This window comes from Serratia sp. MMO-28, from assembly GCF_037199905.1.
Lineage (GTDB): Bacteria > Pseudomonadota > Gammaproteobacteria > Enterobacterales > Enterobacteriaceae > Chania > Chania oryzae.
Genome location: NZ_JBBCVB010000004.1, coordinates 222,617 through 248,697, shown reverse-complemented (window position 1 = coordinate 248,697; position 26,081 = coordinate 222,617). Strand labels below are relative to the sequence as shown.

The window sequence follows — 26,081 nt, the reverse complement described above, 5'->3', positions numbered from 1 at the left end:
TGACGCCGGCCCCGTTCAGGGTATTGGCCAGGGTATCTGCCGCGTTCAGCGTCAGCGTGCCGCCGACCTCCACCGCGCTGGTGCCCAACGCATTGGCCGCGCCGGCGGTGATGGTGGCACCGGACGCGATATGGGTGGCCGCCGACAGGCCGCTGTTGGCGGCACTCAGCGCCAGCGTGCCGCCGTTGACGTTCAGCGTCCCGGCCCCGGTCAGGCCGCCGACCGCGCTGGAGGTGCCGCCATCCTGCAGGGTCAGAATGCCCCCCGCCAGGTCGACAACGCCGCTGTTGGTCAACAACCCGCTGGTCAGCACGCCCGGATCGAGCGTGACCGTGCCCAGGTTGGTGAGTGCCCCCACCGTCTGGCTGAAGGTGTTGGTATTGAAGCTGGCACCGCTCGCCACCGTCAGCAGTGAGGTGGCGCCCAAGGCCGTGTTGCTGCCCAGGCGCACATCGCCGCCGGCGATCGTGGTGCTGCCGGTGTAGCTGTTCTGGCTATTGGTGACGGTCAGGGCCCCGTTGCTGGCATCAAACACGATGCCGCCCACCCCGGTCAGTTGCGCGGTCAGGTTTTTGTTGGCATCCGGGCTGACATCGGTGGCAATCACCAGCGCGTTCGGGTTGTCCAGCAACAGGTTAATCGCACTCAGATCGTAGTTCAGGTACAGGCCCGTGGCGCTGGCCCCGTCGGTGTTGGACAGCGCGTAGTGATAGGTTGCCTCCGCCACATGCACCGCATTCTGGTTAATGGCAGAGAGTACCCCTTGCGGCGTCACCGCCACCCCATCAATCGTCAGCGTCAGGGTATCGGCCCCGCTGGCGGTGGTGGCGCTGATAAGCCGCATCGGCGTACCGCCCCGGTTCTGATCGAGGATCGACAGGTTCGGTGGCACCACCGGCAGGGTATTGTTCCAGGAGCCTGCCCCCTCCAGATTGATGGTGCCGCCGTTGGCGGTCAGGGTCTGGGTGGTAACGGTGCTCTCGGCGCTGGAGAGCGGTGCGCCGCCGGTGAAGTTCAGCGTGCCGCCGTTCAGGGCCAGGCTCTGCAGCGTTGCGCTGCCCGGCGTGCCGGCCACGCCCACCGTGGTATCGCTGCCGCTGTTCAGCGTCAGCCCCGCCCCTGCCAGGGCTGCGGCATTGGTGCCGGCCAGCGAGAAGGTGGTGTTATTCAGCGCCACGTTGCCGGTAAAGGCGGTGCCAGCACCAGCGCCGAAGTTGAAGGCGCCGTTCGCCGTATCGACATTCACCTGCCCGGCCCCGGTCAGGGCGTTGTTCAGGGTAAAGGCCCCGTTATTGCTGATATTGAGGGTGCTGCTGGCATCGTTGACGTGCAGTTCGGTGGCCGCATTCAGCGCGCTCCCCGCGTTCAGCGTCAGGGAGGCGTTACTGTTGATGTCCAGCAGGCCGCTGAAGCCTGAAGCATTGCTGTTGCCAGAGAGGGTGATGTTGCTGTTGCGCAGCACCCAGTTACCCGCGCCGCTCAGCGCATGGTTCAGGGCAGTCAGGGCCCCGCCGGCAAAGGTGTCAAAGGTCAGGGTGCTGCCGCTGCCGAGACTGACGCTGCCGGTACCCAGGTTGGCGTTTTGCGAGACGGTCAGCGCGCTGTTGCCCACCAGGTCGAACAGGCCGGCGAAACCGCCGTTGGTGCCGGTCAGGGTCGTGGCAGCGGCGTTATTGAGCTGCACCGTCGAGCCGGCCACCCCACTCAGGGTATTGGCCAGGGGGCCGCTCAACCCATTGAGCAACAGTTGGGCGGTGGCCGTCGTGAGGTTAACGTTGGCTGCCGAAGTGCCCAGATTATTGGCCGTGCTGACCGTCAATGCTCCATTTGCATTGACGGCGTGGGTGCCGCTGAAGGTGTTGCTGCCGCTCAGGGTGATGGCGGCATCGGTATTGATGACGCCGGCCCCGCTCAGCAGATTGGCCAGGGTATCTGCCGCGTTCAGCGTCAGCGTGCCGCCGACCTCCACCGCGCTGGTGCCCAACGCATTGGCCGCGCCGGCGGTGACGGTGGCACCGGACGCGATATGGGTGGCCGCCGACAGGCCGCTGTTGGCGGCACTCAGCGCCAGCGTGCCGCCGTTGACGTTCAGCGTCCCGGCCCCGGTCAGGCCGCCGACCGCGCTGGAGGTGCCGCCCTCCTGCAGGGTCAGAGTGCCCCCCGCCAGGTCGACAACGCCGCTGTTGGTCAGCAGCCCGCTGATCAGCGACCCGCTACTCAGGATAACCGACCCCAGGTTGGTCAGTGCGTCCACCGTCTGACTGAAACCATTGGCATCGACGCCAGAACCCCCATTGACCGTCAGCAGTGAGGTGGCACCCAAGGCATTGTTGCTGCCCAGGCGCAAGGTGCCGCCATTCACCGTGGTAGTACCGGTGTAGGAGTTCAGGTTATTGCTCAACGTCATTAGGACGTTATCTGCACCAATTGCCAGATTGCCCGCGCCGGTCAATTGAGCCGTTAATGTAGAATCAGTTGCGCCTGCAGACGACAGGGTTAAGGTTTGGCCAGATTGAATATCAGCCTGTGTCAACTGTGTCGCCACATTCAGGCCAAGATTGCTGTTTAGGCTATAGTTGTAGGTATTTCTGGAAACGACATTACCTCCTTGCAGATAATCACTGATAGTGCCGTTACCTAGGTTATTCCCCGCGCTGTCCAATAATGTCAGTTGTGCTAAGTCTGCTGCAGATAGGGTATTGGAACTCTTTATCAGCTCGGTACTAATACCATTGTCTTGATCGAGTAAATTGCCTGAGGTGATACCCGTAGCGTCTACTTTGACCGTACTGGCATTCGTAACTGTCAGCGCATCTGTTGTGATCAGGCTACCGCTGACAAATTCGGTGGTTCCTCCATTCATCTCCACATTGCCAATGTTTTGGTTGGAAGTGCCTACGGCTGCAGTACTCCCTGCTGAGCTTCTTAAGGTCGCAGCCGCTAATGCATTGGTATTGGTACCTGAGAGAGTGAAGGCAACATTTTTGAGATCGACCGTACCAGTAAATGCGGAACCAACCCCTGCACCAAAGTTGAAGGCATTATTAGCGTTGTCGATGTTTAATAAACCCGTGCCCGTTAGTGCGTTATCAAACTGCGATATTGCATTCAGATTTAACGTGCCAGCCAGCGCTACCGCCGCTGTACCGAACTGGTTGTTATTATTAGCAGTTAGCGTTCCTCCTTGATCTACATTCCATATACCAGAGAAAGTACTGGCATTTTGTAATGTGACATTGCTTTGTGCTAAAACTTCGGTATTACCGGTTCCTTGTAGTGTCCCAGCAAATAACCCATTGAACGTCTGGTCAAAAGCTAAGCGACTGTTGCTATCAAGATTGACATTACCGCCTGAAATATTGGCAGTATCACTTAAGGTGAGGTCTGTTGTGTTGAAGTTGATGTTGGTGAAGTTCTGGATACGCGTTGCCGCAGCCAGTGCATCGGTGGAGTTATTGAAATTTAGCGTGTTATTACCGTTTCCAGCATTAAGGGAACCCAGATATGTATTACCAACGGTCAGGTTGTTAAGGGTAAAGGTATCGTCACCGGCGCCTGTCACAATGGAGGCAACGGCAGCGCCATTGTCAATGGTGACATTATTATTGCCTGCGCCTAAATCGATCAGACCTTGACTGACAGAGGTAGCACCCAACATTAAAACATCATTGCCGGAGCCGGTTGTCAGCGTGCCAGCCAGTGTCCCATTATTGTTGATAGTATTGGCTGCATTATTGGCGAAGACGACAGCACCATTTATTTTCCCTTGATTATTCAGCGTTTTGCCGGCGGTTCCGGCAAAATTGATCGCCGTTGCGCCAGAGGCATTAATTTGGGCATTAGCGCCAATCGTCGTGGTATTGTTTGTCACGCCATCATTAACAACCAGACCGGTACCCGCGCTGTTGGTGACATTCACTACCAGATTGGCGCTACCAAAATCGACACCGCCGCCAGTAACATTAATCCCTTTACCGGCCCCTGTAATATTGAGATCCAACGCTTCAGGACTCCAGCCATCTAAGGCCGCATTGGCCGTTGAAATAGCTGTACCTGTTCCCGAAACATTGATGCCGTTACGCCCATTGGGGCTGGTGGCAAAGGTGACACCAGTCACGTTATCAAAACCAATGCCATCGATCAGATTGATGTGGGTATTACTCAGTGTTAAGGCTGCGTTATCACTTTTGGAAATTGCCTTACCGCTGCCATTGATATTTAGGCTCGTATCGGTAACGAAATGGGCAGATGTATTGCCTGCAGCAATGGTAATACCGTTGGCAGCATTAGTGGTATTGATGGTACCGCCTGTCAAATTTAATCCGGCATTGCCGAGAACGTTGATAGCCGTTCCTCCCGAAGCATTGATCTGCCCTCCGGTGTTATCAATTGTCATTGGCTTACTGGCTGAGGAGTCTAAGGCGATACCGGCTGTTGTGCTGTTGATCGTACCATTATTAGCAATATTAACTGCACCCGTCCCGTTATGGGTTGCGGAAATACCGGTTGCAGCTCCAATAGTGCCAGCGGAGCGGATGTAAATACCACTGGCGTTACCCGCGTTTTTAGTGGCTAAAATCCCGGCAGCAGTGGCCTGTAAAATCGACCCTGTTGCCAGGTTGTAGATCACATCCGTAGGCCCAGCGCCACCATTGTTGATACCTGTGGTACTGGTCGTTGAGTTATCAATCGCATTACCTGAAATGATGCTACCACCCGTCGCTCGGGCTTGCAGGATAATTTTTGCGCCTGAACCAAAACCTGTTACTGGATCATAACTACCAATTTGTAACCCTCTATTGGTAGTGGTTCCACTCAAAACATCTTGGTTGGCGATTAACTCAAAGGCGGAACCATCAGCAAACGTATAGGCAAAAGCACGGGTACCCGTATTAGTTATGTTACCTGTTGATCCTGTCCTATCAATCTTAACATCGGCACCACTGAAGAAATCCATGGTTGATGTATTAATGGCCCCATTACCGTTTTCAAAAGAGACTGCTGCACCTAAGTGGGTGACATGAAATCTGCCGGTATATGCCAATTTATTGACTTCGCCGATCTCCTGTCCTCTATCGTTAACCACCACATTGTTAGCGATATCGCCAAACGTCATAATACTATTGGTAGCTGCCCCGGCAGTCCCCATAAAAATGAGCTGAGAAGAACCAAGAAAGTTAATATTGTTATAAATCACATTAACAGCGGTATTGGCACCAGTCAGGTAAACCATACTGTAGTAGTTGGCTGAGTCAATTTTGCTCATATTTTGCAGAGTCAAGGTCCCTGTCCCTGACGAAACTGCCAAACCATTCGTTGTGGTATTGGCGACGCTCAAGCCATATAACCCGTTACCATCAATGACGACATTTTGATTAGCCATATTAACGGTTAACGACTGGGTGAGCGGAATGTCAGCACCCAAAATAATCTTGTCATAAGTCCCACTGGATAATGCAGCAGAAAGCTGCGCCTGGGTTGTGACCGTGGTTTCAAGCGCGTAGGCTGAACTGATGCTAAACAAAGCAAGGCTACTTAAAAATAAAGAGATTAGGTTTTTTCTTAATTTTTTGTGGGAATTATCTATTTTAACAATAAACAAATCAATTTCTGTGATTAATTTATAGTTCCGCTTGTTTTTTGCCCGCCCTTTTGCCAATTCGCTCACAACAACCCATGTATTCAATGTGTTATTCCAAATGACTTTGTAGACTGTATTCATTGGTAGTAGCTCCGATTTATCCTATGCCACCAGATGACTGGCTTAATGCGAAGAAAAGATATGCCTTCTGTTATTAATAATAATAAAATCAGTGTGTTACATTTTTGCTTTTTTACTGAACTTTATAATTAAGTTCATTTTCCTTAAGTTATCGATTCAATCAAATGAATATAGTGTGGTTTTTGGAAAAATGCCTAGTGCTTACAAAGATAATCATAGAGGTCTTAAGTCTCCTCAAATCAACAAAAGTAAGCTCCAGGATTTAACATTGCATAGGGAGGATCTTATTCAGCCACCCGGTTGAGCCCTCACCCAGCCCCCAGATCACGGAGAATTGTCAGTCATTCCAGGGATAACGAGGTTTTAGGATAAACGCTGATAGTCAGTTTTTTCTCTTTGCCATAAATGCGATACTCCATCAGCCGGTATTTGGCTCTGCTGGGCTTGACTAACAGATAGAGCTGGTTACCCTCTGTGGGTTTGTGCTTTTTACGTTGGTTTTGTCGTTCTCTCTTCATTTTCAAGCAGGCAATCTATGGAAGGGCTGTTGTTAGGTCCCGAACTACTCGGGATACTGTTTTTTGTAGCGATGTTTGCCGGATTTATTGATTCCATTGCCGGTGGTGGGGGGCTCTTGACCGTACCCGCTCTGCTGGCCGTAGGCATCCCGCCAGCGCAGGCGCTGGCCACCAATAAACTGCAGTCGGTAGGCGGTTCCTTTTCCGCCAGCCTGTATTTTATCCGCCGCCGGGCGGTTGATCTCAATACGCAAAAGCTGACGATCTTCCTGACGCTGATCGGTTCGGTCATTGGTGCGATTCTGGTGCAGCATATGCGCGCCGATCTGCTGCGCCAGATGTTACCGCTGCTGGTGATCGGGATCGGGGTCTATTTCCTGTTGACTCCTCGTTTGGGGGAAAGCGATCGCCAACGCCGCTTGGGGGCTTTGCCATTTGGTTTGGTGGCCGGGGCCTGCGTGGGGTTCTACGACGGTTTCTTTGGCCCCGGGGCGGGCTCATTTTATGCGTTGGCCTACGTGACGCTGTGTGGTTTTAACCTGGCTAAAGCGACCGCCCATGCCAAAGTGCTGAACTTTACCTCCAATCTGGGCAGTCTGGTGCTGTTTATCATTGGCGGCAAAGTGATATGGAGCATTGGTCTGGTGATGCTGGTCGGCCAGGTTCTGGGGGCGCGTATGGGAGCTCATATGGTGCTGACCAAGGGGCAAAAGCTGATCCGGCCGATGATCGTGGTGGTTTCGCTGCTCATGAGCTGCAAGCTGCTGTATGACAATCATGGTGCAGAAATCCAGCAGTGGCTGGCGTTGCATTTTTAACAGGGCAAAAGGGCGGCGCGCGGCAAGATATCAGGTATAATTGCCGTCTTAATTTTGTGGTTATTTGAGTTTTTTTATGCCAGACACCCATCAATATTCACAACTGATTGAAATTTTTAACCAGTGCTTCAGTGATGATTACAATACTCGCCTGGTAAAAGGCGATGATGAGCCGATCTACCTGCCTGCCGATGAAGCGCTGCCGTACAACCGCATTGTTTTTGCCCATGGTTACTATGCCAGCGGGATGCATGAAATCTCCCACTGGTGCATTGCCGGTGCTGAGCGCCGCAAACTGGTGGATTTTGGCTACTGGTATTGCCCGGACGGGCGCGATGCTCAGACGCAGAGCGAATTCGAACAGGTAGAAATCAAGCCGCAGGCGCTGGAGTGGATGTTCTGCGTTGCCGCCGGCTTCCCGTTCAACGTCAGTTGCGACAATCTCAATGGGGATTGCGAACCGGATCGCATCACGTTCCAACGCAAAGTCCGCACTCGGGTACTGGAACTGCTGGAGCAGGGAATACCCACACGTCCTGCGCGCTTTATTCAGGCGTTACAATCGTTTTACAATACGCCTCCGCTGGCGGCTGAGCACTTTCCTTACCCGGAAGATCTTAACTGACCATATTTAACTGTATACCCTAAATAATTCGAGCTGCGGGAAGGCGGCGACGCAGTGAATCTCCAGGAGCTTACTCAAGTAAGTGACTGGGGTGAGCGAGGAAAGCCAACGTACCGGCAGCTTGAAGTATGACGGGTATAATGAGGACGTTTGATGATCGAAGAAGTTGAAGCGCGCATTCTGGCGCTGATTGATGACATGGTAGAACACGCCAGCGATGATGAACTGTTTGCCGGTGGCTACCTGCGCGGTCACCTCACGCTGGCGGTGGCAGAGGCCGAAGCGCACCACGAGCAGAGCGCCGAGCAGCTTAACGTTTGGGTACAAAGCAGCCTGGATAAAGCCATCGCTGCCGGTGAGCTTTCCCCTCCCGACCAGGTACTGGTGCTGGGCATGTGGGAAAGGCTGTATCAGGCGGCACTCGCCACGGCATAATTGCCAGGGTTCAGCTCGGCAGGCTGAACCCGTTTCCCTGCCGTTAAACCGCACGCCCCTTCAGCAGTTTTCTCACCCACAGACGATTCGGATTCAGCGCTGCCAGCATCTCGGCATCGCCCGGTAAGGGTTCGCCAAACAGTTGCGCCGCCAGGATTTCTGCCGCCAGCGGCGCTGAACACAGGCCGCGTGAGCCCAGTGCGCCAAGCACAAACAGCCCCGGATAGACAGGTGCGTCGGCAATGGTCTCCCCACGCAGGCGTTGCCGTTGTAAATCCGCGTACTGCGCCAGCGTGGCCGCAGAGTCAGGCAGGGCACCCACCATCGGCATATGATCGCGGGTGGCGCTGCGCACACCACAGCGCGCCTGCTGGCCACTGACGTCCACCTGCTGCGGCCAGGCTTGTTCTGGCAGGCAGCGCAGCAGACGTGCGCGGTTTGCCTGCTGTTCGGCTTCACGATATTCCGTATCAATCTCCCCGCGCTGATAGCTGGCACCAATGCAGTGCTGCTGGTTGGTTGGGTTGACCGGGGTCAGATAGCCGTCGTAACACAGCACCTGTTGCAACTTGCTCAGCGTTGGCGTGGTAGGAATATGTGACACCTGGCCGCGCACCGCCGTCACCGGCAGCGCGCTGCTTTGTGCCAGAGCCGCTAGCTGATGGCCGTTGGCCAAGATCACCGTGGCGTGTTCGCTGATGTGCCCGGTGGCAAATTGCAGTTGCCAGCCTTCACCCATGCGCTGCAGGCCCATGAGCCGATGTTGATAATGGCACTTCAACCCTTGCTGCTGAGCAAGGGTTAACGCGGCATGAGTCAGTTCGGCAGGGCACAACCAACCGCCCATCGGGTAACAGATGCCGTCAAAACCGGTGTCAATAGCGCATAACTCACTGAGGGTGGAGCGATCGGCCGCTTGCGCCAGCGCCGCTGGCCACCTGACGGCCAGGATCTTGGCAATCTTAGCGGCGCTCTTTTCGTCATAAGCCAGTTGGCTGACGCCACACCACTGATGATCGAACTCAACCCCTTGTTGCAGCAGGGCATCGTACTGGCGACGGGCAAACGGGAAGGCGGCGCTGAAGAAATTTTCCAGCGCATCACCCCGGCCATTCAGCAGAGGATAAAGCGCCCCTTGGCGGTTGCCGGAGGCCCCTTCTGCCGGTTGTGCATCGGCGCAATACAGCGTGACCTTGGCCCCGCGCCGCAATAGGGCCAGCGCGGTGAGCGCGCTGGCAATGCCACCGCCGATAATGGCCACGTCATCGGTATGTTGGGCTGCCGGGCGCAGAAACCACGGCTGTGGATTAGCGGCGAGCGGCGTATCGGCAGGCAATGTTCCGCTCAGCATTTCGCGTTTCTGGCCAAAGCCCTTGCATTTGGCAACGCTAAAACCGGCCTGCTGCAGGCCACGGCGCACAAATCCTGCGGCGGTGAAGGTGGCAAAACTGCCTTCCGGGCGGGCAAAGCGTGCCATCGCAGCAAACAGCGATTCGCTCCACATATCAGGGTTTTTCGACGGTGCAAAGCCATCAAGGAACCAGGCGTCGACCTGGTTGTTGATGCTGGCATCGAAGTGCGGCAACAACGCGTTGACGTCACCGAACCACAGATCGAGCGTGATGCGCCCTGCGGCCAGCAGCAGGCGGTGGCAGCCCGGTAAGGGCAGCGGCCACTGGGCGCGCAGTTCGCTGGCATAGTCTGCCAACTCCGGCCACTGCGCGTGCGCCGCCGTCAGATCCGCTAACTGTAACGGGAATTTTTCGAAGCTGATAAAGTGCAGGCGCTGTAACGCCGCATCGGGGGACTCTGTGCGAAAACGGGCGAAAGCCTGCCACAGGGTGAGAAAATTCAGCCCGGTGCCAAAGCCGGTTTCCGCCACAATAAACAGTGGGCGCGGATGCTGATTAAAACGCTGCGGCAGCCGGTTACCGTTCAGAAATACATAACGGGTTTCCTCCAGCCCATCCTGATTAGAAAAATAGACGTCATCAAACTGTTTCGAAACAGGTGTACCCTGTTCATTCCAGCTTAACGCTGCGGTTTGGATGGGGGCATGGCTCACGGTGTATGGCTCGTAATTCAAGAGGTAGCACGATTTTAACGGCGCGGCTCTTGCGGTGCAAACCGGATAGATATAATACGGAATCATTCTGATCGGACTTGTTCGGCGTACATCTGTACGCTAAAGTGCGATGCAAAATCCCGAATGTAAAATTATTGTGGAAGAGGTATTGAATGAAACGTGCAGTGATTACTGGCCTGGGAATCGTCTCCAGCATTGGTAACAACCAGCAGGAGGTCCTGGCAAGCCTGCAGGAAGGACGCTCAGGGATCACCTTCTCTCAGGAGCTGAAAGATTCCGGCATGCGTAGTCACGTATGGGGTGATGTTAAACTGGACACCACCGGTCTGATCGACCGTAAAGTAATGCGCTTTATGAGCGATGCGTCCGTTTATGCCTTCCTTTCCATGGAACAGGCGATCAAAGACTCCGGTCTGGCCGCTGATCAGGTTTCCAACGATCGCACCGGCCTGGTGGTCGGTTCCGGCGGTGGTTCTCCGCGTAACCAGGTTGCGGGTTCCGACGGTATGCGTGCCAAAGGCCTGCGCGGCGTTGGCCCTTATATGGTGACCAAGGCAATGGCTTCCGGCGTTTCTGCCTGCTTGGCCACGCCATTCAAAATCCGCGGTGTGAACTATTCCATCAGTTCCGCCTGCGCCACTTCCGCACACTGTATCGGCCACGCGGTTGAACTGATCCAACTGGGCAAGCAGGACGTAGTATTTGCCGGTGGCGGTGAAGAACTGTGCTGGGAAATGGCCTGTGAGTTCGACGCCATGGGCGCGTTGTCTACCAGCTACAACGATACGCCAGAAAAAGCTTCCCGTACTTACGACGCAGCGCGTGACGGCTTCGTTATCGCCGGCGGCGGCGGTATGGTGGTAGTTGAAGAACTGGAGCATGCGTTAGCGCGCGGTGCCCATATCTATGCGGAAATCATCGGTTACGGCGCAACGTCCGACGGGGCCGACATGGTGGCACCATCAGGCGAAGGCGCAGTGCGCTGCATGAAAATGGCGCTGCAGGGTGTTGATACCCCTATCGATTACATGAACGTGCACGGTACTTCTACGCCGGTTGGCGATGTGAAGGAACTGTGGGCTATCCGCGAAGTGTTTGGCGACAACACCCCGGCAATCTCTTCTACCAAAGCCATGACCGGCCACTCACTGGGTGCGGCGGGCGTGCAGGAGGCGATCTACAGCCTGCTGATGGTTGAGCACGGTTTTATTGCGCCAAGCATCAACATCGAAAACCTTGATGAGAAGGCGGCGGGCATGAATATCGTGACCGAGCCGACCAAACGCGAATTGACCACCGTGATGTCCAACAGCTTCGGCTTTGGTGGCACTAATGCGACGCTGGTGATGCGCAAGCTGCAGAAATAAGTTTTTCTGCCAAGAAGTTTCAATGGTCGGGCACGCTAAAAACGTGCCCGATTTTTTTATCTCTATCATGCTGCCAGTTGACTGAAATCAAAGTATTTTCAGTTTGCAGGAATGTTGTTAGTCGGCTTTGTCAGCGGGTGTAAATTTTATTCCTGAGGTGATTTTCTGCCGATATACTCGGCGAAGTTTATCCATTCGGAATCATGGCATGTCGGCTTTGGCGTCCATCTCTTTATCCATGCACCGGTTACGCTTCGCAAAGAAGCGGGCAGGCGTATGGCTATTGGCCGTCTGCTGGCTGCTGTTAAACAGCCAATTGGCAATCGCCAGCCATGGCTGCCATCTGCAATTCACCGCGCAAGCCCCCGCAGAGCAGCATATGATGCACATGGCGGCGGCCGAACCGGCGATGGACAGCATGCAGGCTGCTGGGCCGCTGTGTGAAAAACACTGTATCCCCGATCCTCTGCAGCAGGATCACAGTAGTTTAGCCTTGGCAGCGATCTTGCCTGCCAGCGGTGAACTGTTGGTGGCAGCACCCGCCCAGCAGGTGCAATTCTCCCATGCTGATTGGCAAACCCCCCCGATAGCAGGGCCTCCGGCAGAGATTGCGTTCTGCCGATTCCGTGAATAGTCAAAACATTCGCTTTGCCGTCCAAGACGGTAACTCGTGTTGTTTATTGACTATTCCACGGAGCTTTCTTTATGCGTAACTTATTTGCTGCTATTTTCATTTCCCTGTTTTTCTCTTCTGCCGCCGTTGCTGAGCAAATGCAACACCACCAACATGCCGCACCAGCGGAAGATGCCGTCTATCACTCTACCGGGACTGTTAAAGCCTGGAGTGACAAAAAGGTGTTGCTCGCTCATCCGGCGATCCCAGCCCTGAACTGGCCGCCCATGACCATGAACTTTCTTCAGCCCCAACCGCCATTGCCAGCGTTGGTTGCCGGAGCCCAGGTTGATTTCAGCTTCCGTCAGGTTGACGGTGGTTATCAACTGACGGCCATCAGCGCCAGCCAACAATAGCGGGGGCACCATGTCCACATTACTTTCTCACCCGTTGCGGGTGGGCTGGCTGCTGCTTGCCTGGTATACGGCGAGTACGCAGGCCGCCGTACTGACGCTGGAGCAATCGCTGGCTGCGGCAGAGCGTTACTCGGCCGAGCTTTCTGCCAATCAGCATCAGGTAAATGCCTTGCAGAACATGGCCGATTCGGCGATGCAATTGCCCGACCCTAAATTGAAAGTCGGGATTGAAAACGTGCCGGTGCAAGGTAACAACGCCCGGCGTTTGACCCGCGAGGGCATGACTATGGAACGGATTGGCATCATGCAGGATTACGTCAGCAGCAGTAAACGCCAGCGCAAGGCGGATACGCTGCGCGCCGAGGCGAGTAAAACCGCAGCGGGCAGCGCCACCATCCGCGCTCGCCTGCAGCAGCAAACTGCCCAGGCGTGGCTGGAGCTGGCGTTGAGCCAGCAAACGCTGAAGGACGCCCAGGCGTTGCTCAACGAGAGTGAACGCCAGATCGCCGCACAGCATACCGGCGTTGCCAGCGGCAGCTCACCGGCCACTAACGTGATCGACGCGCGCTTAACCTTGCTGGCGATGCAGGATCGGCTCAGTGAGGCACTGCGTGATGCCGCCATCGCCCAGGCCCGGTTGACGCAGTTAACCGGCCAGCCTGAAGCCAGCACGGGTGGCACGTTGCCGCCTTTTGAACGCTTACCTGCGGAAAGTCACCTGTTGCAACAGGCGATCAAACAGCACCCGGAAGTGGTGCAGGCCAGCCGCGAAGCCGACGTGGCGAAAGCCCGTTCGGCCCAGTCGGAAATTGCCGCGATCCCGGACGTGGGGGTTGAGGTGTATTACGGCAAACGGGCCGATGGCTATGAGGATTTGGCCGGGGTGATGTTCACCGTCGATCTGCCGGTGTTCCGCTCACAGCGGCAAGACAAAGACCATGCCGCCGATCTCTCCCGCTCCATGGAAGCCAACGACCAGCTGACGCTACTGATCCGCGATCATCAGGCGCAGCTCGATACGCTGTTGGCCCAATATCAGGCGGCGCAAACCCAATGGCAGCGCCAGCAGCAACAGGCCATTCCGTTGCAACAACAGCGCGTGGCGCTGCAACTGGCGCAATATCGCAGTGGCAAAAGCGATCTTTCTTCGCTGCTGGAAGCACGCCGGGCATTGCTAGACAGCCGTCTTGCCGCCGGTAAAGCGGCGCGCGAACTGGCGCAACTGTGGGCCGCGATCCGCTACCTTACCCCGCAGGAGATAGCACAATGAAAATGCGTTTTAGCTTGGCGCTGTTGGCAGCGCTGGTGGCAGGCGGAGTGGCCGGTTATTGGTTTGCCACCCAGCAGACTGCGGTGGCGAAGCCTACCGACGGCGCAGCCGAACGGCAGGTCCTGTATTGGTACGATCCGATGGTGCCCGGTCAGCGGTTTGATAAACCGGGCAAATCTCCCTTTATGGACATGGAACTGGTGCCGCGCTATGCCGATGAGCAGGAGCAGGACGGCGGCGTCACCATCAGCGCGCGCCAGCAGCAAAATCTGGGGGTACGCACCGCAGCGGCACAGTTACGCGAGCTGAATGTGCAGATTAGCGCCTATGGCAGCGTGGCGATCGACGAGCGCAGCGTGCAGGTGATCGCCGCACGCGCCAGCGGCCTGGTAGAAAAGCTTTACGTGCGCGCCAGCCAGCAGCAGGTGAAAAAGGGCGAAGCGCTGGCGCAACTGTGGATCCCGGATTGGAGTGCGGCACAGCAGGAGTATCTGGCGATCCGCACGCTGGGGGACGGTGCGCTGACCGCCGCCGCTCGCCAGCGTTTAGCGCTGCAATTTATGCCGGAAGCGATTATCCGCCAGGTGGAACGCAGCGGCAAACCGCAGACGCGTATTACCGTCAACGCGCCGGAAAGCGGGTTTATCAACAAATTGGACGTGCGTGAAGGTGCGCAGGTCGTGGCGACGCAAGGGTTGTTTGAACTGGCGAGCCTCGATCCGGTGTGGGTAGTGATCGATTATCCGCAGGCGCAGGCTGGCTTGTTACGGGTCGGGGACGCGGTGCAGGCCAGTTCCGCCAGTTGGCCGGGAGAACGCTTTAGCGGTGAGGTGAGCGAATTGCTGCCGAACGTTGATCCGCTGACGCGCACCTTCAAGGCGCGCATCGTGCTGCAAAACCCGCAGCAGCGGCTCAAGCCGGGCATGTATCTGCAAGTGTCGCTGGCGGCAAACGCCGCAGCCAAACCGGTGCTGGCGATCCCGCAGGAAGCGCTGATCGGCAACGGCGATCGTAACCGAGTGCTGGTGGCGGCGGGTAATGGCCATTTCACCCCGGTTGAGGTGGTGGCCGGTTTAGCGCAAAGCGGCTGGGTAGAAATCAAACAGGGGCTGCAAGTTGGGCAGCAGGTGGTGACTTCTGGCCAGTTCCTGATCGATTCAGAAGCCAGCATGCGCAGCGCCCTGCCGCAGTTGGCCGGGGAGCAAACGGTGAAACAGTACCAGACGCAGGCGGTGGTTGAAGCGCTGGACGGCAATGAGATTACGCTGTCGCACGCACCGGTGCCGGAATTGCAGTGGCCAGCGATGACCATGGATTTCACCCTGCCGAAAGGCGGGTTACCTGCCGGGGTCGGCATCGGCAGTAACGTGACGATCCACTTCAGCGTGGATGAAAACGGTTCGCACATCAGCCAAATCCTGCCGCAAGCCAAAGAGCACGGAGGCCACCCATGATTGCCTCGGTGATCCGTTGGTCGATACGCAATCGTCTGCTGGTGCTGCTGGCGTCAATATTGCTGGCCGCGTGGGGGATTTGGGCGTTGCAGAAGGCACCGCTGGATGCACTGCCCGATCTTTCCGATGTACAGGTGATCGTGCGCGTCACTTACCCAGGGAAAGCGCCGCAGGTGATCGAAGATCAGGTGACTTACCCGTTGACCACCACCATGCTGACGGTGCCGGGGGCCACCACGGTGCGCGGTTTTTCGATGTTTGGTGATGCTTACATTTATATTCTGTTTGAAGATGGCACCGATCCTTACTGGGCGCGCTCGCGGGTGCTGGAGTCGTTGAGCCAGGTGCAGTCTTCATTACCTGCGCAGGCAAAAGTGGCGCTGGGGCCGGATGCCACCGGCGTGGGTTGGATCTATGAATATGCGCTGGTGGACAAAAGCGGCAAGCATAGTCTGGCGGACCTGCGCGCCTTGCAGGATTGGACGCTGAAGTTCGAACTGAAAACTGTCCCCAATGTGGCCGAAGTGGCCAGCGTCGGCGGTATGGTGCGTCAGTATCAGGTGGTGCTGAATCCAGAGAGTATGCGCGCGTTGAACGTTACGCATCAGCAGGTGGTCAGTGCGATTCAGGATGCCAACCAGGAGGGTGGTGGGGCGCTGCTGGAGATGGGGGAAGCGGAATATATGGTGCGCACCTCCGGTTACCTGAAACGGCTCGATGACTTCAATAACGTGGTGATCAGCGCGCGCGACGGCGTGCCGATCCTGCTCGCTCAGGTTGCAACGGTGCGCGAAGGGCCGGAAATGCGCCGTGGCATCGCGGAACTGAACGGTGAAGGCGAAGTGGCCGGTGGCATCGTGGTGATGCGCTACGGCAAGAACGCGCTGGAAACCATCAAGGCGCTGAAGGTGAAGCTGCAGCAGATCCAGCAGACGTTGCCGCCGGGCGTGGAGATTGTGCCGGTTTATGACCGTTCCCAACTGATCGAGAATGCTATTGATACGCTGTCGTTCAAACTGCTGGAAGAGTTCCTGGTGGTGGCGGTGGTCTGCACGCTGTTCCTGTCGCACTTCCGTTCGGCGCTGGTGGCGATGGTCACCTTGCCGCTGGGGATCCTCGGGGCGTTTGTGGTGATGCACTATCAGGGCGTCAACGCCAACATCATGTCGCTGGGAGGGATTGCCATCGCCATCGGCGCGATGGTGGATGCGGCGATTGTGATGATCGAGAACATGCACAAAGTGCTGGAGCAGTGGCGACAGCGTCACCCTGGGCAGCAGCCAACCCCACAGGATTACTGGCGTATCTCCGAGCAGGCGGCAGTGGAGGTTGGCCCAGCGCTATTTTGCAGTTTGCTGATCATTACGCTGTCATTTATCCCGGTGTTCTCTCTGCAGGCGCAGGAAGGGCGGATGTTTGCGCCATTGGCATTCACCAAAACCTATGCCATGGCGGTCTCCGCCGGGTTGGGGATCACCCTGGTGCCGGTACTGATGGGGTATTTTATCCGTGGCCGCATTCCAGACGAACATGCCAACCCGCTTAACCGCTGGCTGATCCGTATCTACCAACCGCTGTTGGCGGCGGTGCTGGCGCGGCCTAAAACCACGCTGGGGGTTTCCGCCGCGCTGCTGGTGCTGACGCTGTACCCGCTCAGCCGCTTGGGCAGTGAATTCATGCCGCCGTTGGACGAAGGCGATCTGTTGTATATGCCCTCCACGTTGCCGGGTATTTCTGCCCGCGAAGCGGCGCGCTTGCTGCAGTTGACCGATCGCTTGATCAAAACCGTACCGGAAGTGGATACGGTGTTCGGCAAAGCTGGCCGGGCGGAAACCGCCACCGATCCGGCACCGTTGACCATGCTGGAAACCACCATTCGTTTTAAGCCGCGCGAGCAGTGGCGGCCCGGCATGACCATGGACAAGCTGGTGGCTGAACTGGACAGCGTGGTGAAGGTGCCGGGCATTGCCAACGTCTGGGTGCCGCCGATCCGCAACCGGCTGGATATGCTGGCGACCGGCATCAAAAGCCCGGTGGGGATCAAGGTTAACGGCAGCAATATTGCCGATATCGAACGCGCTTCCAACCAGATCGAACAGGTGGTGAAACAGGTTCCGGGGGTGACGTCGGCGCTGGCGGAGCGCATTGCTGGTGGGCGCTATGTGGATATTGATATCGATCGCCAGCGCGCGGCGCGTTACGGCGTTTCGGTTAAAGAGTTGCAATCGATCGTGGCAACGCTGGTGGGCGGTGAGAACATCGGTGAAACCATTGAAGGGCGTGCGCGTTATCCGATCAACGTGCGTTATCCGCGTGAGATCCGCGATTCGTTGCAGGCCTTGCGTGAGCTGCCGGTGGTGACAGCGGCGGGCAGCCAGGTGCCGCTGGCCGAATTGGCGGATATCCGGCTGAGCGAAGGCCCGCCGATGCTGAAAAGTGAGAACGCTCGGCTTTCTGACTGGATCTATGTCGATCTGCGCGGGCGTGACCTGAAATCGGCGGTGGAAGAGATGCAGCGTGCGGTAGCACAGCAGGTAACTCTGCCTGCCGGGGTTTCTGTCAGTTGGTCTGGGCAGTTCGAGTATTTGGAACGTGCCAGCGCCCAGTTGAAGATCGTGCTGCCGGTAACGCTCGGGATTATCTTCGTGCTGCTGTTTGTCACCTTCAACAGCGTGCGTGATGCGTTGTTGATCATGGCAACGCTGCCGTATGCGCTGATCGGTGGGGTATGGCTGCTGTTCCTGCTCAATTACAACCTGTCGGTGGCGGGGGCGGTGGGGTTTATCGCTCTGGCGGGCGTCGCGGCGGAGTTTGGCGTGATTATGGTGCTGTATCTTAACCAAGCACTGGCAAAGCATCGTCAGCCAGGTGAACCGTTAAGCCAGCAGCAACTGATGGCGGCTATCAGCGAAGGGGCAGTGTTACGCGTCCGGCCAAAGGTGATGACGGTAGCCACCATTATGGCCGGTTTGCTGCCGATTATGTGGGGCGGCGGCGCGGGTTCGGAGGTGATGCAGCGGATCGCCGCACCGATGATCGGCGGGATGGTGAGCGCGCCGCTGTTGTCGATGCTGGTGATCCCGGCGGTGTATTTGCTGTTGCACAGGAAGCGGTAGGGGGACTCATACTCTATGTTTTCGTCTATTTAAGCTAGGTGTAATGGGAATTGCCGTAACTAATGGAGTGATATGCTCAAACGTCAACACCAGAACCTGTTATCACGAGGCAACCTTTCCATTCGCATTGTTAGTTGAAATTGCCATTGGCGCAGTGAGGGTAGCCGCGCAGCGGCCGCCTGATATGGCAAGGGGCCGGGGTGCAGGGGGCTGGCTCTTGAGCCCCCTGCTCGGTCGCGTTCACTTTGAGTTAGGGTGAATATAAAGCGTCTAGCGACCGAAAATGATAACTATCCCAGTATGTAAACGAAAAACAGTTCGTAATAACCTTCACTATTTATGCCTAATGAGATTACTGCACCAAAAACGCCTTAAACTGCGGTGTCATTACCGCGCTGAAACCGTCGTCGGTCTTGCTGATCAGATACACCGCCAGCCCTTGCTCTTCCGCCAGCTTCAGCGCTTTTTCCGTGCCCAAGACCATCAGCCCGGTATCCCAGCCGTCGGCTTCCAGCGCCGTGGGGGCGATCACCGTGGCGGAAACCAGCCGGTGGTTAATCGGGCGGCCGGTGGCGGGATCGATCACATGGGAATAACGCTGCCCGTCCTGTTCGAAATAGTTACGGTAACTGCCCGAGGTGCTGATGCCATAACCCTGTAGATCGACCATGGCCTGTACCGCGTTTTCACGGTCGGTAGGTTTCTGAATCGCCACACGCCAAGGCTTGCCCTGGCCGTTGACGCCGCGTGAGGAGACGGCACCGCCCACCGACACCAGATAGTTGGTAATGCCCTTACGCGCCATCAGGCGCACCAACTGATCCACGCCATAACCTTCGCCCAGCGTGGAGAGATCGACATACATCTGCGGCAAATCTTTCTGCAGCCATTCGCCGCGGTTATCGCTGAGCAGTTTCAGGTGCTGCAGGCCGGTATTGCGCTTGGCTGCGTCGATTTGTGGTTGCTGTGGCGCCTTCACCACCCGCTTATCCGGCCCGAAGCCCCACAGGTTCACCAACGGGCCGACGGTGATATCCATCGCACCATGGGTATCGCGGCCAATGCGCTGGGCCATCAGGATAATATCGGCCATGCCGCGCGGAATGGGCTGCGGTTCGCTGCTGTGCGTCTGATTGAAGCGGGATAACACCGAATTCGGGCGATAGGTGGAAATATCGTCGTTGGCCTGTTCCAGCAGGGCATCGATCTCCTGCTGCAACTGCTGTTTATTCTGCTCAATCTCACCGCTGATCTTCACGCTGTAGAAGGTGCCCATGGTTTTGCCTTCAATGTCAATTTGCGGGCGGGTTGTGGTGTCGTTACAGGCGGCAAGCAGGGTGAGTGCTGCGGCCAGCAGTAACCTCTTGGCAAAGGTGTGAACCATGGGAGGATCCTTAAAAGTAAACGAAAGATGATGGATATAGAGCAAAGTGCGGCAAATGAAAAGCTTTTTCAGTGGCGTAATCTGCGCGCTTCGGCTAACGTCTTTGGCCTGCATTCTGGCTGTTTTGCGAAGCGAAAAATATGAGTTCACATGCTGTAACCCGCCTGTTGAGGCCGTTTCTTCACGACCGTTTTTTGCACGCGCTGCTGCTGATCGGCGTGCTGCTGTTTGCGCTTGAGCCGCAGCCGCTGGCCCAGTTTATCGACTGGCGTACCATTATTACCCTGCTGGGGCTGATGCTGCTGACCAAGGGCGTTGAGGTCAGCGGCTATTTCGATTTTATTGGCCGCCTGATCGTCAACAGGCTGCGCAGCGAGCGCTGGCTGGCGCTGTTTCTGGTGTTTTCCGCCGCGCTGCTGTCGTCATTCCTGACCAACGATGTGGCGCTGTTTATCGTCATTCCCCTGACCATTACGCTGAAAAAGCTTTCTGCGTTGCCGGTTAATCGGCTGATTATCTTCCAGGCGCTGGCGGTGAACGCCGGTTCGCTGCTGACGCCGATCGGTAACCCGCAAAATATTTTGCTGTGGAGCAAGTCGTCGTTGTCATTCCTCGGGTTTATCGGCCAGATGGCCCCTTTCGGCGTGGTGATGATGCTCAGCCTGTTGGCGGTGACCTGGTTCAGCTTTCCGGCGCGCGATATTGTGAAAAAGGCTCAAGCTCAGAGTTATCCTTATCAGAAACCCTTGCTGATCGGCTGTTTGGTGCTGTACGGGGTGTTCCTGATCTGCCTGGATTTTGCGCTGCCGCTTTACGGGCTATTGGCGGTGTTCGTCGGTTTCCTGCTGTTGGCGCGGCGGGTATTGCTGCAAATCGACTGGAGCCTGATTTTTGTGTTTATCACCATGTTTATCGATGTCGGACTGTTCACCCGCTTGCCAGCGATGCAGCCATGGTTTAGCCATATCGCTGCGCTGCCAGAGGGAGCGGTGTATGCCTTGGGCATCGGCCTGTCGCAGATTATCAGTAATGTGCCCGCCACCATTTTGCTGCTCAACTATGTGCCTTCCAGCGCCTTGGTGGCCTACGCGGTGAACGCCGGGGGCTTTGGCTTGGCGATCGGCTCCTTGGCTAACCTGATTGCGCTGCGGATGGCGGGGGATCGGCGGATCTGGCTGCGTTTCCATTACTATTCGCTGCCGTTTTTAGCATGGGCGGCGTTGGTTGGCTGGTGGCTGTTATAACGCCGCGGGGTGCCCCGCGGCGTGAAGGTTAACCGCGTGCGGCCAGCAGGCAGATGCTGCGGGTAACCTGATAGGACTTCACGAAGGAACTGATCGGCAGAAACTCGAAGCGCGAATGGAAGTTGTGCGCGCCAGTGAAGTAGTTTGGGGTGATCAGGCCACGGCTGGAAAGCGCTGCGCCGTCGGTACCGCCGCGCATCGGGATCACTTTCGGCGTAATGCCGTGTGCGGCCAGTGCACCGAAAATCAGCTCGATGGCGCGTTTATCCTCGCCGATGGAGTTGCTGATATTGCTGTAAATATCCTGCACCGTACAGCTGACCTTGGCGCGTGGATAGTTGGCAGCAACCTGCTGTACGACTTCCTGCAAACGCGCCTTACGGCGGTTGAAAGCGGCCAGATCAAAATCGCGGATTGACACTTTCAGCGTGGCGTTATTAGAGTTGGCCACCATATCGTTGAACCAGAAATACCCCTCGCGCCCTTCGGTGTGCTCCGGCGTATCCTGAATATCGAACTGATTGATGATATCGGTAGCGATGCGGATTGGGTTAATCAGCACGTTTTTCGCCGACATCGGGTGCGCCGTCACGCCTTCAATACGGATTTCCGCCCCGGCAGCGTTAAAGTTTTCATACACCACCTCGCCCAGTTCGCAGCAGTCGATGGTATAGGCGAAATCAACGTCAAAACGCGCCAGATCCAGCGCTTTGGCTCCGCGCAGGCCAACCTCTTCGTCCGGCACAAAGGCCACCACGATATCGCCGTGGCGATCGGTCGCGCTCAGGTTTGCCAGCAGCGTCATCACCACGGTTACCGCCGCTTTATTGTCGGCACCCAGCACGCTGGTGCCATCGCTGAAAATAATTTCTTCGTTGGGGTAAGCCAGAATTTCCGGGTGCTCGGCAGTGCGCAGCCAGATATCCTGCTCGGCGTTCAGGCACAGGTCTTCGCCGGTAAAGCGCAGGCGCTGCGGATGGATCTCGGCGGCCAGGCCTACGTCAACGGTATCAATATGGGTGATAAAACCGATGCGCGGCGCGCCGGGCTGATTGCCGGGCTTGCGTGCGGTAACGGTGGCGTGCTCATCAACCAACACGTCCTCCAGCCCAAGCTGATGCAGCTCAGCGGCTAACAGCTGTGCCATATCATGCTGACCCGCTGTGGTGGGCAGCGTGCTGGCCGCAGCATCACTCTGGCTGGTGACCGCCAGGTAGCGGAAAAAACGTTCGGTAAGTTGTTCGGCAATAGTGTTACTCATCAAGGTTCCTTGTAATCAAGATCGCAGGCAAGATAATGGTTTTAAAGCTAAATTAGCCCTTTGTCCAATGCAATAACGGGTTATACCCATCATACTTCAAGTTGCTTGGGTGTTGGCTGCCCTCACTCACCCCAGTCACTTACCTGAGTAAGCTCCTGGGGATTCATTCGGTTGCTGCCTACAAGCAACTCGAATTATTTTGGGTATAGTCAGGGGCAATTTTACTCAGTTGCTCAACGGCTGCGCTGATTTCCCCCGGCGTCAGGGCCGAGAAGCCCAGCAGCCAGCCGTCGCGCCGTGCCTGCGGTGTCATATACTGTGCCGCCAAGCCGGGGGTGATCACCCCCAATTGCTGTGCTTGCCGGGTTAAGCGGGCTTCCTGGCCGGGGGGCAACCAAACGGTCAGTTGCAAGCCACCGTTTGCCGGTTGCGCTGTGGCAAAGGCCTTCAGCCGCTGTTCCACCTGCAGCAGCAGCCCGTCGCGGCGGCTGCGATAGAGCTGGCGCATGTAACGGATATGCGCGGCAAAATGCCCTTGCTGGATAAACTCTGCCGTCACCGCCTGCATCAGTTGCGCGCTGTGGCCGTCGTACAGCGTGCGGGCGGTGGTGAACGCGGCGGCCCGTTCCGCGGGCACAATCAGATAGGCCAACCGCAGCGAAGGGAACAGCGTTTTGGAAAAGGTGCCGAGATACAGCACATTGCCATGGCGATCCTGGCTCTGCATGGCGGGCATCGGCTGGCCGTCGTAGTGAAACTCGCTGTCGTAATCATCTTCAATGATCCAACTCTGCTCACGCCGTGCTATCTCCAGCAACGCTACACGTCGTTCCAGGCTGAGGGCTACCCCGGTGGGGTAATGATGAGCAGGGGTCAGATACATCAGGCGCGGTGCGGGCAAGGTACTGCTGGGCTGCAGACCCGCCTCATCGACATTAACGGGGATCAGGTTAGCTCTGGCGCTGATAAAAGCGTTTCTGGCCCCGAGGTAGCCGGGTTCCTCCATCCACACATTGTCCCCTTGATCGAGCAACAGGGTGGCGATCAACTGCAATGCCTGCTGTGAACTGGTCAGCACGATGACCTGTTGGGCCGTACACTGCACTCCGCGAGTCTGGCCAACGTAACCGGCTATGGCTTCACGCAGTGGCAGATAACCCTGTGGATCGCCATAGCGCAACAGCGCTTCGCCGCGCAAGCGCAGTTGCTGAGCGGTGAGCTGTTGCCACAGTTTCAACGGGAACGCCCGCAGGTCTGGGGAGCCTGCGGCAAAGGGCAAGGGTTGCAGCGGATCGCGGCAGCCACCGGTGTGCAGAATCGCCTCGCCGCGCTGCGACAGCCGCAGTTGACCGGCCATTTTTCGCACCGGGAGCGGTTTATTGATGCGGATGGCGACAAAGGTGCCTTGGCCTACTCGGCGTTGCAGATAACCTTCGGCTTCCAGTTGCCGATACGCCGCTTCGGCGGTAACGCGCGAGACTTGCAGATCTGCGGCTAACAGGCGCGAAGAGGGCAGCCGCTGGCCCAGGGGCAGGGCCCCGCTGTGAATCGCGCGGCGCAAGGTATTGCAAACCCGTTCGCGCAGCGTGGTGGCGGCGTGTTCTGGCTGTTGAAACAGGGTCAGCAACACTTGCTGCATAATCGGTCTTATCATGGCGGGGAAATGGGTATCAACCATAAGACCAAAACCGGGCATGATTGTCACTCGTCTTTATGTAGAGGAACCGACACTATGAGCACAGCATCACTCGTTCTGGCATTCCCGCCCGCCAGCGCCGCACAAAGCCTGGATTATCTGGCGGCAAAGCTTAGCTACTACGCTGATTCATATGATGTGGCAGAGGATTTACGCAACGGCGTTGGCGGCATAGTGGTGATCGATACCCGCACCGAAGCGCAGTATGCCGCCGGGCATATTCCGGGGGCGATCAGCTTGCCGCACCGCCTGATGAATGAACAGAGCACCGCCGCATTGGATCGGCATAAGGTCTATGTCACTTATTGCGATGGCATCGGTTGCAACGGCTCCACCAAAGGCGCGTATCAACTGGCCAAGCTCGGGTTTCGGGTGAAAGAGCTGATCGGCGGGCTGGATTTTTGGCTGCGGGACGGGCATCCGCTGGCTACCGGTGATGAAACCGGAACCCTGCAGGGCCAGAGCGCGGCAGCGCAGTGTGGTTGTTAAAACAGCCAGATCAGCAACAGGGCCAGCACCGCAAGGAGCGTCACCAGCACCAAGGGTTTGCTGAGAGGGGATTGCAGCGACGGTGGCAGCACGGCAATCAACGCGTGGAGCAACGGCTGCGGCTGCATGGGTTCACTATGCGCAGGGTGATTATGGCCGGTTTTCTCCAGACGGCGCGTGAACAACTGCTGGATGACGTCATTGATCTGCGTATGAGTCAGCGGTGTATGCGGGCCGCTGTTGAAACGCGTGTGGCAATAGTCGCTGAGCTGTTGCTGTTCCTGCTGATCTGCGGGCTGTTTCAAGACGGCTAACAGATGGTGCAAGGTGGGGGCGCTTTGCGGGCTGAGCGCCACTTTCACCTGCAGAAATTGGCTGAGCAGTTGGAAATGGCGCGCGGGCAGGGGATCGTTAGTCTTTACCCCTACCAGATCGAACAGCGTCTGCCATATTTTGAGAGGTACTTCGCCAGTGGCAGCACTGAGCTTGGTCACCTGCTGTTGCAGATGCTGGTGTTCCGCAGGCAGCAGTGGACGATCGCTGGTGGTGGTTTGCTGCGGATGAGGAATCGTCAGGCCGCCGGTTTGCAGCAGGTTGAGCACCTGTTGTAACTGCGAAGGGCTTAACTGGCTCAATACCGTATGGCCAAACTGCTGGCGGATAAAATCGCTGACGGCCAAGCGGTTATTGCCCTGCGGCAGCAGATCGGTCAGCTGTTGCAGCAATTGGCGGCTGGCATGGCTTTGCTGCGCTAGGGTAAGGCGGTTTTGCAACAGCTGTTCTGCCGGTTGGAAATGGCGCGCCAGCAGTTCGTTGCTGTTGTCTGCCCCCAGTTCATGACGCAGGGTGGCCCAGATCTCTGCCGATTTGGCCGGGCTGAGCGCCATGATTTTCACGATCAGCTTTTCAAGCTGGGTACGCTGTGCCGGAGAGAGCGGCTGATCGTCGGCGTGTGGCACATTGCCCAGGTTCGGCGGGTGATCGAGAGAATTGGGGGCACCTGGCCCGCTCAAAGGTTGCATGTCACCCGTCCTTTGTGGCAAAGAGAATCGTCATACCCGGCGAAAGCACAGGTTTAATCAATTATGATACCTGTAATTCGCCGCTACCAATACCGCAGCAAGACATTTCTTTACAGGCCAATCGTTGCGTATCTGATATACGCCGCTAAGATAGGCGCAGATACCGGATTGGGGAAGTGATGATTAATCGGCCGCGGATTGCAAAATGGTTTTTATGCCTGGCTTGCCTGGTGATGCTGACCTGCATCACCCAGCGCACGGCGGGTTTGCATGCGTTGCAGCTGGCGATCGCCCTTCCTGCAGCGAGTGCCAGTTCATCGCCGATCGCCGGGGATGAGGCCGAAGCGGTGACGCCTTGTGAACTGAGCGCCAAGTCGTTGCTGGCGGCAGCGCCGGTGATGTTTGAAACCGCGCTGTTCGCCCTTGGCATGCTGCTGGTCTTGTTAGCCCCGATTCTTGCCCCGCGTTTGCGCCTCCCACCTCCCCGGGTGATCTCCCCGACTACCCTCAGGGTTCATCTTCGATTATGCGTGTTTCATGAATGA

General features: G+C 56.9%; 19 protein-coding genes. 12 read left to right on the top strand and 7 right to left on the bottom strand.

Annotated features, from left to right (window positions below):
• Nucleotides 1-5,722: ESPR-type extended signal peptide-containing protein (locus WG891_RS05490; RefSeq protein WP_443006493.1), on the bottom strand; the 5,722-nt coding region annotated here is incomplete at its 3' end.
• A gap of 341 nt (nt 5,723-6,063) precedes the next feature.
• A complete protein-coding gene (locus WG891_RS05485; RefSeq protein WP_337261823.1) occupies nt 6,064-6,240 on the bottom strand; it encodes an integrase arm-type DNA-binding domain-containing protein in 177 nt (58 codons plus the stop codon).
• A gap of 17 nt (nt 6,241-6,257) precedes the next feature.
• Here WG891_RS05485 and WG891_RS05480 point away from each other — a divergent pair, with 17 nt between their 5' ends.
• The 3 genes from WG891_RS05480 to WG891_RS05470 all read left to right on the top strand — a co-directional run bounded on the left by WG891_RS05480 (nt 6,258) and on the right by WG891_RS05470 (nt 8,118).
• Entirely contained in the window at nt 6,258-7,058 is an 801-nt protein-coding gene (locus tag WG891_RS05480) for a sulfite exporter TauE/SafE family protein (protein ID WP_076941662.1), read from the top strand.
• A gap of 76 nt (nt 7,059-7,134) precedes the next feature.
• The gene (locus WG891_RS05475) at nt 7,135-7,683 is read left to right on the top strand and encodes an elongation factor P hydroxylase (RefSeq protein WP_337261822.1); all 549 of its coding nucleotides are present in this window, start codon (nt 7,135-7,137) and stop codon (nt 7,681-7,683) included.
• 153 nt (nt 7,684-7,836) lie between these two features.
• Nucleotides 7,837-8,118, top strand: a complete 282-nt coding sequence (locus WG891_RS05470; protein WP_337261821.1) for a YfcL family protein — start codon at nt 7,837-7,839, stop codon at nt 8,116-8,118.
• A gap of 43 nt (nt 8,119-8,161) precedes the next feature.
• On the opposite strand, the gene mnmC is transcribed toward WG891_RS05470, so the two are convergent.
• Nucleotides 8,162-10,183 carry a bifunctional tRNA (5-methylaminomethyl-2-thiouridine)(34)-methyltransferase MnmD/FAD-dependent 5-carboxymethylaminomethyl-2-thiouridine(34) oxidoreductase MnmC gene (mnmC, locus tag WG891_RS05465; RefSeq protein ID WP_337261820.1) on the bottom strand — a complete coding sequence of 674 codons (2,022 nt, stop codon included), beginning with the start codon at nt 10,181-10,183 and terminating at the stop codon, nt 8,162-8,164.
• Between the two features lie 173 nt (nt 10,184-10,356).
• Between mnmC and fabB the strand changes: the two genes are divergently transcribed.
• From fabB to WG891_RS05435, 6 genes are all read left to right on the top strand, one after another.
• Nucleotides 10,357-11,571, top strand: a complete 1,215-nt coding sequence (gene fabB, locus WG891_RS05460) for a beta-ketoacyl-ACP synthase I (protein WP_076941659.1) — start codon at nt 10,357-10,359, stop codon at nt 11,569-11,571.
• 208 nt (nt 11,572-11,779) lie between these two features.
• Nucleotides 11,780-12,205, top strand: a complete 426-nt coding sequence (locus tag WG891_RS05455) for a hypothetical protein (RefSeq protein ID WP_337261819.1) — start codon at nt 11,780-11,782, stop codon at nt 12,203-12,205.
• Nucleotides 12,206-12,276: 71 nt separating this feature from the next.
• A complete protein-coding gene (locus WG891_RS05450; RefSeq protein ID WP_337261818.1) occupies nt 12,277-12,600 on the top strand; it encodes a copper-binding protein in 324 nt (107 codons plus the stop codon).
• A gap of 10 nt (nt 12,601-12,610) precedes the next feature.
• A complete protein-coding gene (locus WG891_RS05445) occupies nt 12,611-13,870 on the top strand; it encodes a TolC family protein (RefSeq protein WP_337261817.1) in 1,260 nt (419 codons plus the stop codon).
• A complete protein-coding gene (locus WG891_RS05440) occupies nt 13,867-15,324 on the top strand; it encodes an efflux RND transporter periplasmic adaptor subunit (protein WP_337261816.1) in 1,458 nt (485 codons plus the stop codon). The genes WG891_RS05445 and WG891_RS05440 overlap by 4 nt, the downstream gene beginning before the upstream one ends.
• Nucleotides 15,321-18,440, top strand: a complete 3,120-nt coding sequence (locus WG891_RS05435; protein WP_337261815.1) for an efflux RND transporter permease subunit — start codon at nt 15,321-15,323, stop codon at nt 18,438-18,440. Before WG891_RS05440 ends, WG891_RS05435 begins: the two co-directional genes overlap by 4 nt.
• 352 nt (nt 18,441-18,792) lie before the next feature.
• Here the strand turns inward: WG891_RS05435 and apbE are convergent, their stop codons facing one another.
• Nucleotides 18,793-19,824 (bottom strand): FAD:protein FMN transferase ApbE, encoded by a 1,032-nt coding sequence (gene apbE, locus WG891_RS05430; RefSeq protein WP_337261814.1) that lies wholly within the window; start codon nt 19,822-19,824, stop codon nt 18,793-18,795.
• Between the two features lie 140 nt (nt 19,825-19,964).
• Here apbE and WG891_RS05425 point away from each other — a divergent pair, with 140 nt between their 5' ends.
• Nucleotides 19,965-21,068: an SLC13 family permease gene (locus WG891_RS05425; RefSeq protein ID WP_337261813.1), complete on the top strand. Its 1,104-nt coding sequence runs from the start codon at nt 19,965-19,967 to the stop codon at nt 21,066-21,068.
• Between the two features lie 28 nt (nt 21,069-21,096).
• On the opposite strand, the gene pepT is transcribed toward WG891_RS05425, so the two are convergent.
• Nucleotides 21,097-22,329, bottom strand: coding sequence for a peptidase T (gene pepT, locus WG891_RS05420; RefSeq protein WP_337261812.1), 1,233 nt, complete (start codon nt 22,327-22,329; stop codon nt 21,097-21,099).
• Between the two features lie 178 nt (nt 22,330-22,507).
• Entirely contained in the window at nt 22,508-24,007 is a 1,500-nt protein-coding gene (gene pdxR, locus WG891_RS05415; protein WP_337261811.1) for a MocR-like pyridoxine biosynthesis transcription factor PdxR, read from the bottom strand.
• A 54-nt stretch (nt 24,008-24,061) separates the two neighbouring features.
• On the opposite strand from pdxR, the gene WG891_RS05410 reads away from it, so the two are divergent.
• The gene (locus WG891_RS05410; RefSeq protein WP_156292536.1) at nt 24,062-24,514 is read left to right on the top strand and encodes a rhodanese-like domain-containing protein; all 453 of its coding nucleotides are present in this window, start codon (nt 24,062-24,064) and stop codon (nt 24,512-24,514) included.
• Here WG891_RS05410 and flk read toward each other — a convergent pair.
• A complete protein-coding gene (gene flk / locus WG891_RS05405) occupies nt 24,511-25,536 on the bottom strand; it encodes a flagella biosynthesis regulator Flk (protein WP_337261810.1) in 1,026 nt (341 codons plus the stop codon). The two genes, WG891_RS05410 and flk, sit on opposite strands and share 4 nt — an antisense overlap.
• Nucleotides 25,537-25,715: 179 nt before the next feature.
• Here flk and WG891_RS05400 point away from each other — a divergent pair, with 179 nt between their 5' ends.
• Nucleotides 25,716-26,081 carry a copper resistance protein gene (locus WG891_RS05400; RefSeq protein WP_156292538.1) on the top strand — a complete coding sequence of 122 codons (366 nt, stop codon included), beginning with the start codon at nt 25,716-25,718 and terminating at the stop codon, nt 26,079-26,081.